The sequence below is a fragment of the Streptosporangium fragile genome, assembly GCF_039534445.1.
Taxonomy (GTDB): domain Bacteria; phylum Actinomycetota; class Actinomycetes; order Streptosporangiales; family Streptosporangiaceae; genus Streptosporangium; species Streptosporangium fragile.
Genome location: NZ_BAAAVI010000044.1, coordinates 1 through 12,422, shown reverse-complemented (window position 1 = coordinate 12,422; position 12,422 = coordinate 1). Strand labels below are relative to the sequence as shown.

The window sequence follows — 12,422 nt, the reverse complement described above, 5'->3', positions numbered from 1 at the left end:
CTCCTGATACTTAAAGTCGGAGATTGCTCCGAATGGGCTATTTGTCGTGAAGCTCTCGCGGTTGATGGCTGTCCGGCGACCCGTTTTTGTCGGTGGCGAGGCCTATGCTGCCCCGCATGGCGCAACGCACGTCGTCGACTGAGGAAACGACAGAGCCGGCCCGGCCGTGGCCTTCCGAGTGGAACACGGTGGCGATCAGCCTTGTGGCCAGTGGGTTTGTCGAACTGTCGCAGAAACTTGACCGGCAGGGGGCCTTCCCGGTGCCGTATCCGTCAGCCTTGCAACGCGGTCTCGACCGGTTGACGGCGATGGGTGTCGTGGCCGAGGCGGAAGTACCACGCAGCGTCATGGATTTGGCGGCGTGGGCGCACCGCCCGTTCTCGGAGTGGCCTTTCCGGCCCGACGTGGAGGGCCTGAACGACGACGAGTCGCTTCTGATGGACGGCAAGCCCAGCAAGGCGTGCCTGGAATGGGCGGTGGTAAGTGGAGACGTCGAGGGCGAGATCCGCGAACGCTTGCTGATCCACGGCGTACTGGACGTGTGCAAGGCGAACGACGATCCCGACGCCTACGTTCGCTTTCGGCAGCTGTTGGTGGAGAAGCCAGCCATGTCGGAGCGGGAACTGCTGGTCACAATGGCCAAACCCGGCTACGCGGTACTCGCTCACCATCTACGTAACGCCTACCGCTCCGCGCCCGCGGAAGCGCTGGTCGACGGCGAGGCGGTGGTGTGTGGAGGTTGCGGACACCTGTGGACCGTGCAGGTTGACGGTGCACGCCGGTGCGGTGAGTGGGACTGCCCAGCGCCTACGTCCATCAGGAAGCGCCTGCCCGCCTCGGAGGGTGTGGTGTGGCTGAGCCGTGAACTGCGCATGTTCGTGTCCGGCCCTGGACGTGCGGAGCTACGGATCGCAAAGGCGCTGGAGCGCGCCGGAGTCACCGTACGGTTGTGGCCCGACTTCGACGCCTGCGATGTCCTGCCGGTGGAGGTGCCGTGGGCGGCTGACGTCAAGTCGTGGACGAACCCGGTGCGGCTGGCCTGGCGGTTGACCGAGCGCCCCTTCATGATCCCGCGTGGCGCGGAACGCGGCTTCATCGTGATCGCGAAGGAGCAGACGGCGGGTCGACCCGAGTACCTGCGGGCTCTGCGAAACCACTGCACCTGGTTGAAGGGGCAGTCCCGCGTTGAGGCGGTGTCGGAGAAGACGTTCATCGAGCGGGTGGTCCGCGAGTTCCGGAAGGCGCAGGCGTGAGGGACAGCAGCACGTGGAAGAAGGACTTCGCCAGGACCCTGCGGCGTGAATCGGATGCCCCGGAAGGGCGAGCGCTCCTCCGGCTGATCGACATTGAGCTGGTGCTGTTTCTGGTCCAGCGGGTCGCGCCAGGCCAATCGATCCTCGATGCGTGGGCCTTGCTGGGTGGATACCCCTTTCTGAACACCGTCCGCACACTCATCCCCGCCGAACACGAATCCATGATCGGCGTGGCCCGGCACCTGGTGTTGTGGTTCAAGGACCGTGAGGACTGGCGTACTGCGCTGGAGGAGTACGTCGACTACCCGGAGAGCATCCGGGGCTACGAGGTGGACCTGATCACCGGTGCGGCCTCACAGCGGGAGCCCACCGTGCTGGACAACCGCTTCGACTACTTTGAGGACGTCCTGTCCAACGCGCCGCCGGATCTGACGAGCAAAATCACGACTGCCGGCCCTGGGCGCTTTTTCAACCAGGCCGAGCCGACGACCAGTGTGACGATCCCGGACTGGTTTCCCAGCCGCCCTCGTGGCCGCAGCCACGATGTGCTGGCCCGACGCGACCGCGAGCCGATTGACCTGAAGTGGTCGGAACTGGTCGCCGCGGCGCAGTGGGGCGACGATCGCGAGGCCGAGCTCGAGTGGCCTGAGAAGATGCGGTCGAACTGGGTGGACAGGCTGACGCGGGTGACGCTCGAAGTCCGCCAAGCCGATGACAGCTTCTCCGAGTCGAAGGAGCTGACGATCGCCGGGATCATGCACATGATCGGCATGGTCGGGGCTGGTAAGAGCACACTGGTGGAGGTGCTGCTTCTGTGGTGCCACCTCAACAACAAGCGCGTGTGCGTGGTCGCCGACAACGTGACGTCGGTGCTGCGTAAGACGGTGCACCTACAGGCTCTCGGCGTACGCGCGGCTCCCGTGCTGGGACAGTCCAACCGCGTCCAACACCTGACGCGCCTGCACCGGTTGACCAACCCTCGCAATGGCCGTATCGCCCCCGTGGGCGACCGAATGTTCGACCTGACCAGCACCGCCTGCTCACTGGACGGGTTGCGCGACCACGCCGCGACGCCCTGGGAACTGCGGCACTCACCCTGCTCGGGTCTGATCCCCGAAGCCGGTGACGGCGTGGACGACAAGTTGAAAGTCCAGTCGTGTCCGGCGTGGCACACCTGTCAACGGCATGAGCCCTCGCGTGAGCTGGTGGAGGCAACGGTCTGGGTTGCGACCACGGCGAGCCTCATCCACACCTCGGTGCCCAAGCAGCTCAATGAGGAACGGCTGCGCTACCTCGAACTCGCGTGGCGGCGCAGCGACCTGATCATCGTCGACGAGGCCGACCAGGTTCAGGCGCAGTTGGATTCGGTGTTCAGTCCCGAACAGCAACTCATCGGCGAGGACTACGACGCCTGGCTCGACGAGGTCATCGACCGCACCAAGAGAACAATCCGCCAAGCCGGACGTGAGCCCATGCACGAACCGCTGGTGCGGCATTGGCTGGTCAACCTCGACAACGCCAACATCGCTGTGGACATCATGTACTCGGCGCTGTCACGCGACAGCGCGCGACCGCAACCGGCCTTGTCCCGCCGATGGCTGGACAAGGCGTACTTCACCGAGTGGACGCTGTCACAGCAGCTGGCCCAGTCGTGGGCCGGGTTCGGGCCGGCCAAGAGCAACAGCCACCGCCCCGTCGAAGGTTGGGAAGATAACCAGGTCTACCGCAGATTGCGCCGCGCTTTCGATGGAATGATCGACGACCCGCTCGGTGCGAAGGACACCGACGACGAGCTCACGGAGCGGATGATCACCCTCACCGCACAGGTCCTTCGGGACGCCAACGAGTCCGTTCGTCTTCGCAGGGTCAGTGACTGGCTGGAAGCCACTGCCAAAGAACTCACCGAGCAGGGCTTGGCACTGACCATCGACAATCTGGAGCGCCAAGCCGTCCGCCTCGAGTTCACCCTCGCGGTTGCGGTGCTGGCCAAGTCCCTGGATCAGGCGATGGATATGTTCCGGGCCGTGGAGATGGAGCTGGGCCTGGAAGGCACCAGCTCCGCGCTGTTCCATCGTGCCCCGGCGGACTACCAGCCCGTCGTCCCGGATTCACCGATGGGCAACGTGCTGGGCTTCCAGTACCTCGACGAAGACCACGACCAGCGCAAGGGGCGCTCCAAAATGGGGCGGCTGCGGTTCTTCCGCTGCAGCGGCATCGGCCGCTGGGTCCTGCTTCACCTGCACGAGTTGTTCCGCAGCGACTCCGACCACGGCCCCAACGTGCTGCTGCTGTCGGGCACCAGTTGGGCCGGAACCTCGGCCCGCTACCACATCGATATCCCTGTCACCGCGATTCTGACGCCGCCGAAGAAGGAGCTTGCCGCAGTCCGGGCCAGTCGCTTCGAGTTTTTTCCACTCTTCGCTGGCGACACCACGGCCCCGATCAAGGTGTCGGGCAAGTTCGGCGAGCAACGCGAACTGGCGTTGCGGCAGATGATCGCCGAGCTGGCCAATCCCGGTGCAGGCAAGAGCATTCTGGAGCAGCATCGGGACTCCCTGCCGGTGAACCGGCAACGACTGCTGCTGCTGGTCGGCAGCTACGCCGAAGCCCGCATGGTCGCCCAGCACTTGGTCTCGCTGCGCAGTAGCTGGCAGGACCACGTCCTGCACTTGGTGGCCGACGACGAAGAGTTCACCGACTCCTGGGACGGAGCCAACGGCCTGCGACGTGGAGACGTGCACACCTTGGCCCAGACATCCGCCTGGATCCTCGTGGCACCGTTGCTGGCCGTCGAGCGCGGGCACAACATCCTCAACGACGACAGCCAGGCCGCGATTGGGGCCGCCTACTTCCTCGTCCGCCCTCACCCACGCCCCGACGACCTCAGCTACGTCATCCAGCGGGTCAACCGGTGGGCCACCCACCAGATTCGCAACAGGTTCCCGGTGGTCGACACCGCCGACCGCGCCACTCTCGGGCGATGCGCCACCGCATTCCGCTCGGCAGGCCACCGCCAATGGAGGTGGCTGCTCAACCTCAAGCTCGCTTACAGCAACCTCCCGGTACAGGAGCGAGAAGCCCTGGCCTGGACGCAGTTGGTCACCATCTGGCAGGTGATAGGCCGACTGGTACGCGGTGGAGTTCCCGCCGAGGTTTACTTCTGCGACGCGGCCTTCGCCCCCAACGCGGCCCGCCGCTCGGAGAACAACAGCGACGACGCCTCGCTGAGCTTGCTCATCGGCTTGCGGGACGTTCTGTCGCCCTACTTCGCGAACGGTTGCACGGACCCCGACACCTATCTTGTCGAAACCCTCTACGGTTGCCTGCACGAGGCGCTCGCCCAGCTCGAAGGACTATGACCCATGCCGGCCAAGCCCAAGTACGAACAGCTCCAACTCGCCGCGTTCCGGCTGCGTACCGACGTCCCCTGGGAACGCCGCCTGTACCTGCTGCGCTTCCCCGAGGCGTGGAAGAAGCCGCTGACCACCCTGGCCAAACCACGACGCAACGGCGAGGAAATCCGCTCCGTCCCGATCGCGCTGCTCAACGATGTCATCGCCGCCCTCGTACCCGACGTCATCACGGTCGCCACCCGCGCAACGATCGGAGAGAACGCGCCGTGGATATACAGCGACGTCGAGGTGGACACCGAGTCGCTGTTCCTCATCATCGCCACCTGGATCCGTGCTATCGCAAGCGACCCTGGCAAGGCTGACGCGATACTAGGCAAGCTGCACCATTCCGACCTGGTTTGGACACCGCTGGACGTCGACTTCACCACGTTGACCTCCGACACAGACGACCGGATCCGCTCCGACGAGCTCTACCGTCTTCTGCCCCACGTCATCGCCGCCGAGCTGAGCGCACCGAACCTCCAGCACGTCCACCTGATGCCGAAGAACCCCGATGCGGATCCCGATGACGAGTCGACCGAAGTCGAGCAGGTGATCTCGCGGTTCCACCGCACCCCCTCCGAAGAGGGCGCGTGCGTCATGAACTGGCCCCCACACCGCATGCCCCAGCGGCCACTGTCTTACATGATCAACATCACGGCTCAGAGCCGGGCGTTCGGCTCGCAGCCCTTGGTCCACCTCTCGGTGGGAACACGCAGGTGGGCCCACAAGGAAGCCAAACTGAGCTTCAGTCATGGGCATAGCGTCTACATGCTGCCCTCTCTGCCGTGGCTGCCTGGGCTGAGCCATTCCCGCAGCTTCCTCGTCGCATCCATCGAATCCTGGAAGAAGGAAGCGCCCGACACCGACGATGGCTTCGAGTACTCGGCCCGCTGGGCTGGCGGCAAGATCGGAAAAATCCTCCGGGAACTCGGGCTCACCGGCGACGGCAAGCTGCCCGATCCCGAGGTGCTCAAGAAGACGCCCGCCAAGTACCTCGCGGCACCCAATGCCGCGGCCCTCGTTTACAGCAACGGCATGTACCCCTTCGACCACCCCGTCGCTCCGGGAACGTCGCTTGCGGACAAAGTCCCCATCGTCGGCTGGGTCGCCAACACCCTCGCCGACCGACTGGTCCCCGTTGAACCCCTGCGCAAAGGGACCAAGACCGTGCTGGACCTCAAGAAGCTCAAGGAGAGCAAGTTCGCCGCGTCGGAAGCCGCGCAGCTGCGGCAGTCCATCGCAGACACCATCGGCGACACCCTGGGCGTCGATATCTTCTACGACACCACACACACCAAGAACTACGCCCGCGCCACGCTTGCCAAACTCCTCGGCATCGAGGTGCCCGAGGACACCGATCGCCTCACCGGCAAACCCGCAACCGTCACCACCGACGAACTCACCGTCCTCATCACCGTGCGCCCCGTCGGCGCCTGGGGTGGCGGACTGGCCAACGGCACCGCCATCACCGACAAAGATCGTTTCCAGGCCGCCGTTCACAACCGCATCGACAAAATCAGCGAAGAACTCGGCAACGCCGAAGTGCCCACAATCTCCTTGGTAGAAATCAAGGGCCGAAAGTCCTACGCCGGCAAACAACGAACCTCCGACCCCAAGTTTGCCATCAAGGCCGGCTTGTCCCGAACCGGTCGATTGGCCCAATGTGTTACCGAAGCTCCTGAACCGACGCAATCCGAAGGTGAAGAAGCCGCCACTTCGGACTCCAGCCTGGAGAAGATGCGATTCAGTTGGTACGACCTCCTGCGTCAACTGGGAGTCCGCACCGCTGGCCTTCCCGTCCAACTGGACGGAACCACCATTCAGGAAGAACCGGCTTACCTGGCCTTCTGGCTAATCCGGCAAAACCAGCGCAGTCGCTGGGAAGGCATCACCCGCCAAGTCCCGGTCGCCGTCCTCATTGATCCCACCGGACGCCACATCCAGGCTTGCGCCCCCAACGTCCGGTGGACGCCCCTGCACCTGGCCCACCACGAGATCAGCCGGCACCATATGCTCACCGACCAGAAGCGCACGCCCGAAGAGATCACCCGCTTCTTCGAGCAAGTCCTCCGCAGTGTCGCCCGCCAGTACCCATCTCTGCTGCTGCTCACCAGCGCCCAGAACCTCAGATGGGGCTGGCCACACCTCAACAACACCGACATGGCCATCGACACCATCAAGTTCGGCCAACAACCCCAGGACATCATCCGCTACCCAGGGCTGCGTCATGTTCGGCTACGCACGACCGAACGCGACGAGGTGCCCGACACTTGGGCCGTCAACAGCAAAGAAGAAGGGCACGCGCCGGGCTGCTGGCCTGATGGAAACCGCGTCTTCTTCAGCACCGGAGAAAAGCCCCGGAGCGCCAGCAACGCCGTCAAGAGCGCATCGAAAGTCGTCCCCCGGTGGAGGAAAGGGCAGCTCGTCAACCCGTCGACCAAGTCGATGGTATGGAACGCTCGCGCTCTCGAACTCACCGTTGTGGCGATCCAACCCGGCGATGATCCGGAAGAATGGGCCACGCTCGTCCACGACCTCCGCTGGGCCACACCGCACTACGAGTACTCCATCTCGCTGCCTTGGCCACTCGCCGTAGCCAAGCAGATTGCTCAATACATCATGCCTCTCGACCTCATCGAGGATGTCGAAGAAATCGAAGCGGATATCTCGTCGCCTGTGGAAGACATACAGTAGGCGCGACATAAGTAAAGACGGCCTCATCGCGGATGCCTACACCGGCGCCGCGCTGGCGGTTCGGAGAGTGCTGGCCAGCGAGACGCTGGAAGCGGCACAGGCCGAGCCGGTCGCGGTGAGCCTGATGAGCATGCCTAAGTCCAAAGGTAAGGAATTCGATGGATTCATCATTACCGAGGGACAGTATTCGGCCCCCTTGCTCAACCCGGCCTGGAGTCCGTCTCGCACCCAAGCAGCTCGACGGCTTCTGCGTGTGGCGATCGCCCGTGCCCGATACGGCGTCATGTTGGTTCGGCCCTCGAATGTCGGCCCGCTGACAGGATGAGTGCCCGCCATATGCCTAATTGCGACGCACCGAGAGTAGACCGCGCGGCATGCCTGGAGCAGGTCTGGACAGGATTCTCTCGACCGTCGATCGTACCGCCTCCGGAAGTGTGGTGGCGTCGAAGCTGACTAAACCGAGGTCCGAGGTCGTCAGTGAATCCGCGAACACAATGCGGGCCGCGGCGACGTTGCGAGAGATGAGAGGCCAGCTGGCAGAGGTTTTCGACTGCGTGAAGACGCATCGTCAGTCAAGTGGAGATTGCAAGTCCAAGTTCGTGGGGGAGCTTTGCGGCGGTCGCCTCGAGGTCTCTGGCGGCGGATGGATTCCAGCGATAGTTAGTTCTGAGAGTAGAAGTGTCTGTGACTTGCATATGCGGTCCAGGACATTGTCCTGGGTTCTGCTTGCGGCGACGCATCCACTTAGGACAGCAATTAGAGCCAGAATCTCATCGGTCATTGTTGTGGTCCACCGCTCAACCCTATTCTGGTCAAGGGCAGACGATGCTCCGACGAAGTCTATTGTTCGGTAGTTGAGCCAATGGCGGACAACTCGCATCCCGCCGACATCGTAGTCCCAGACTTCGGGTGTCACCGGATGGATGGAGCCAGTCCCGATTCGGAGCGTCTGCGAATCCTGGTTATACTTGATCTCGTCGAGGCAAGTAGGCATGGCATCAATGGGAAGGGGATTGCGGATGCCGAACCGTTCGGCGATAGCGCGGTGACCTCGCGGACGTCCCATCGCTGGATCGTAGTAACGCTCGCCAAACGTGTGCAGCCAGAGGACTATTCGGCCAACTTCTACGGCCGCGTTCCAAAGGATGGCATTTTTAGTAACGGGGATGCGAACGCCTGGATACTTCAGGTCGGCACGAAACCGTTTGGTGTACCCGGGGTGAGCTGTCACTCCAGCTATGTAAGCGAGGAAATCCTCAGGCTGCACGGGAATCCCGAGAGCGGCGGACAGATACCTCAAGAGGCCTGGTGTTATGTTCGGGGAACCGCCGTGTAGGTCTCTATAGAGTGGGCGAATCCCACCATCGCGTCCGTTGAAGTGATGTAGGTCGGGGATGAGGGCGCTGAAGGTTAGGCCTGGACCGGTTTCTATCATGTGGGAGTCCTGCTCCGACACGTAGATCTGGTGATCTGAACGGACGGCCCATAGTGGCGGGCGGGGCATCTCCATCAGGCGGCTATCGGGGATCACCCAGTGGCGGTCGAAAGGTCGATAGGCAACTCTGATCGGTTCTGGGCAGGGACCTACTTCTTGGGCGAGAGAGCGGTGCGTTGCAGGGAAGCCCGGAAGGGGATCGACAACCGTGTCGATCTTACGATCGCGTCCCTCTTTAAATAGGACGCGGCGATCGCCGCCTTCGGCAGCAAGAAGGCGGCGCCAGCGCTGCTGGAGAACCGCGGCTTCGGTAGCGTAGACCCATGAACGACCGGTGGTGACACCGCGTGATCTCCATGGAAGCAGGTCGTTCAGCGCTGGATACTCCTCCCACCCAGGTGTCTCGGTAGGCAGGAAGGGGGCTTCCCAAGTGTCCCTGCATGTCCGCCAGCATGGGTTGTCTGGTCCGAGTTTCTCGAGCTGGTCCAGCTTTGCTTGCTTGGTTCCTTCTAGGGCCAGATAGCGCACTACCGCCGGAGTGTTCAGTGATGGCTCATGTGATCGGGTGAACACTGCGATGCAGAGTTGTCGGCTCACGGCGGCGCCAAAGATTCGGGTGCTGACCTTCGATCGGTTGCCTTCCGGCGACAGGTCGAAGATCCAGCCTTCGTCACAGATGCTGCGGAGGTACTTGCGCACGCCCCGGAAGGCTTTACCCATGATTAGGCTGGCAGGGACGATAAAGGCGACGACGCCCTCGCCATGGTCGGGGTGTGCCTCGAAGGTCTTCCAGATCGCCCATCGCCAGAACAGCCACGGCATACCATGCAAGTCGGATGCGTAGCGGCCAAGCCCCGGCACGCGGAACTCATCCAGTGACGGCCGAGCCCGCCGACTGCCCGTCCCCGGCCGGCGAGGCTCTTCAATCCAAGGGGCCAGACCCTTGGTGTTTTGGACGTGTGGTGGATTGCCGATCACCACCATCACGGGGACTTCTCGCTTGAACCGATTCGCCTCGCGGCGGGAGCGCTCCAATTGCCAGGTGGCCGCGCTGCCGATTCGTCCTTGCTGTACGGCAGGATTCTCTAGGGCGTCGCTGAGGAAGCGAGTCTCCAGCCGCGGCACCTCGGTGCCGAACCTGGAGAGCGCTTGATGCACGCGGAGCTCGGTGATCGCATAGGGAGCAACCTGGATCTCGAAGCCGACCAGACGCTTCGACAGCAGCTCTCGCAATCGCTCGTTGCGGGCGCCGCCGCCTTGGGTTTCCTCGATGGTGTCGGCGACGCGCTGGACCACCTCCACGAGGAAGGTCCCTGTCCCCATCGCTGGATCTACGACGATGACGTCGTCATCGGCAAAGCCCCAGGGGATGGAGTGCCTGGTGCGCAGTATCTGGTCGACAAAGCTGACCATGGAACGGGCAACGGGCTCGGGAGTGTAATAGCTGCCGCTCTCCTTGCGTCTGTCGGGATCATAGGAGGCGAGGAACTTCTCGTACAGATCCACGTAGATGTCTGGACGGATGCCTTTGGGCCGGCTGAAATCCACCACCCCGATGACTCGGTGCAGCGTTTCGATGGTACGGAGCTCTTCCACGGCGGCGCTGTCTAGTAGGACTTGGAAGGCCCGGCCGATGAGGAGATGCTTCTTGCTGAGCTGGCGGCCGATTTCGAAGAGGGAGGTTCCCTGGAAAACGATGCCGTCGAGCCTGGCCAACAGCATCGCGAAGACAATGGTCTGGGCGTAGGCGTCGGCGAAGCCGAGATTGTCCAAGCCGGGGAACAGCAGGTCGCGCCAATCCTGCGCGAGTAGATGGAGGCCCTCGTAAGCACGATGGTCGGGTGTGCCGCGCATGATCGCTGCGACCTCGTCGCGCAGTAGCCGACACAGGCCCGCGACTCGGCGTACGAGCTCTGGGACGGAGGCTAGCCTTTCGGGCTCCCAGCATAGGAAATCGAGGACCAGTTCAGAGAATGCTTCATCGGTGATGCGCAATGGAGCGCGGAGGTTGGTGAGATCTCCATCGAGAGCGACGAAGTTTTTCGGTTCGCCGAATGAGTAGCGCCCCCAGGAAGTTCCATCCGTGTAAACCAGGTTGGGCAGTGCTGAGAGGCGCTTCCACTGCTCGCGTTCACGCTTGTCCGGCCGCCAGTGTGGCGCTCCCGGAACACCCCTATTCGGGGCTTTGACCTCTAGATAACCGACCCTGCCGCTGCCGACGTCGACGGCATAGTCGGGACGGGCGCGTATGCCCTTGAGGTGGACCTCGCCGTAAGCAACGGCGTCGAGGCCGAGACCGATCGCGACGCGTTTCAGCAATACTTCCAGCGGTCCGCGGAGTTGGTCCTCCTGAGCGCCGCCTCTTCCCAGCTTCGCGCTCACGTCCGCTCCGAACGCCGCAACCGCGTCCCGTATCACATCGCCCGACAGATGCTCAATGCGTCGGGCGTAGGCCATCGAAGCTCCTATCCCTGGCCCCCTGAAATGGTTTTCTCTTTTGGACTATGACTCCCAGATGGGTAATCGACAATGGGAAAGAATGTGCGAATGATCTCAGGGGTCATGTGAGCACGGTTGAACCAGGGATGGTGTGCGGGCGCTGCTGCGATGCCTCGGGTGCAGTGGCCGCCTAGATTTTGGACGGTCCGAAATTGCTATTAGTGCTGCGGTCGTTGCTTCGGATCGGTAACAGCCGACCCTGCTGATGCTATGAGGAAGAGAAGAAACTGAAGTTTCTTCCGATGTGGGGGATGGCCTCGGGCGTCTTAAGGTTGAGCCGAGCGGGCTGAGCAGGGGTGATCAGTGAGTTTCTTGGACCGATTCCGGCGTGAACCCGCTCCAGCGACAAGGACCGCTCCGCAACCTGGATCCACCCGACATCCGCCCCCTGCCCGCCCTGGCCGCCACGCGATGCACGCTTCTGCCCCGCCAACGCCGCAGGCTCGTTTGTACGCTCCCGTAGATTCATGGCTGCGTCCGGGGACGGGAGTGACCATCGCGGGCTACAACATCGTCGGCGGGCTCCTCTATGTCGGTACCCACTTGGCCGCGCCCTCGGACTACATGGTGGACCCGGCCCTGATCAACCCGGCATTGCCCATAGACCTGCGTCGGCCCGACTGGGACGGGCGGGGTTTGGACTATTGGCCGTCGTACAGCGACATTCCACCGCAGTCGAGGGCCGCCTATCTGGCCTGGCTCGCCGATGGACGGCGCTTTCCGCAGGCGCCGATCGGTTATGTGTTCCTCTACTTCTACGGGCTGGAACGGCGGGTGCTGTACGACCTGCAGCGGGACCGTTCCATGGCGGCCTCCGAGCTGCCGATCATCCATCAGGAAGTCCGACGTCTCCTGGCCGTCTACGGCGGCCACAAGGCTTTCAAGCGCTACGCGGGACAGTTCGAGCAGGTGCTGGACATGTTCACGGCTGAGCCCTCCGCGAAGGCGCCGGCGCCGACACGCGACTACCCGCCACCGTTACGGTTGCGCGCCGGTCTGGGCGCCTTCGCGGCGCAAGGCGTGCCCGTGCCTGCCGGCTGGGCGCTGACCTGGGGGTCTTTCCCCTTGAACGTGGACACCTCGGAGACTGAATCTTGAGGTCCAGGGGAAGAGATATCCCTGATGGTGATGAAGAACTACCCGCCC

The 12,422-nt window shown here is 63.2% G+C and carries 6 protein-coding genes; 5 read left to right on the top strand and 1 reads right to left on the bottom strand.

The window, feature by feature from the left end; all coding sequences use genetic code 11:
* Positions 1–116 precede the first annotated feature (116 nt).
* From ABD841_RS26095 to ABD841_RS26080, 4 genes are read left to right on the top strand one after another with little or no spacing between them, the layout of a single operon-like run.
* Positions 117–1,253: a restriction endonuclease-related protein gene (locus ABD841_RS26095; protein ID WP_344977159.1), complete on the top strand. Its 1,137-nt coding sequence runs from the start codon at positions 117–119 to the stop codon at positions 1,251–1,253.
* Complete coding sequence (locus ABD841_RS26090) at positions 1,250–4,612, top strand: pPIWI_RE_Z domain-containing protein (RefSeq protein WP_344977156.1); 3,363 nt, start codon at positions 1,250–1,252, stop codon at positions 4,610–4,612. The genes ABD841_RS26095 and ABD841_RS26090 overlap by 4 nt, the downstream gene beginning before the upstream one ends.
* A gap of 3 nt (positions 4,613–4,615) precedes the next feature.
* Positions 4,616–7,342 carry an RNaseH domain-containing protein gene (locus ABD841_RS26085; RefSeq protein WP_344977153.1) on the top strand — a complete coding sequence of 909 codons (2,727 nt, stop codon included), beginning with the start codon at positions 4,616–4,618 and terminating at the stop codon, positions 7,340–7,342.
* Positions 7,290–7,667: a hypothetical protein gene (locus ABD841_RS26080; RefSeq protein WP_344977346.1), complete on the top strand. Its 378-nt coding sequence runs from the start codon at positions 7,290–7,292 to the stop codon at positions 7,665–7,667. The genes ABD841_RS26085 and ABD841_RS26080 overlap by 53 nt, the downstream gene beginning before the upstream one ends.
* Positions 7,668–7,910: 243 nt before the next feature.
* Here the strand turns inward: ABD841_RS26080 and ABD841_RS26075 are convergent, their stop codons facing one another.
* Complete coding sequence (locus ABD841_RS26075; protein ID WP_344977150.1) at positions 7,911–11,234, bottom strand: type ISP restriction/modification enzyme; 3,324 nt, start codon at positions 11,232–11,234, stop codon at positions 7,911–7,913.
* A gap of 531 nt (positions 11,235–11,765) precedes the next feature.
* Here ABD841_RS26075 and ABD841_RS26070 point away from each other — a divergent pair.
* Positions 11,766–12,374, top strand: coding sequence for a TerB N-terminal domain-containing protein (locus ABD841_RS26070; protein WP_344977147.1), 609 nt, complete (start codon positions 11,766–11,768; stop codon positions 12,372–12,374).
* Positions 12,375–12,422 lie beyond the last annotated feature (48 nt).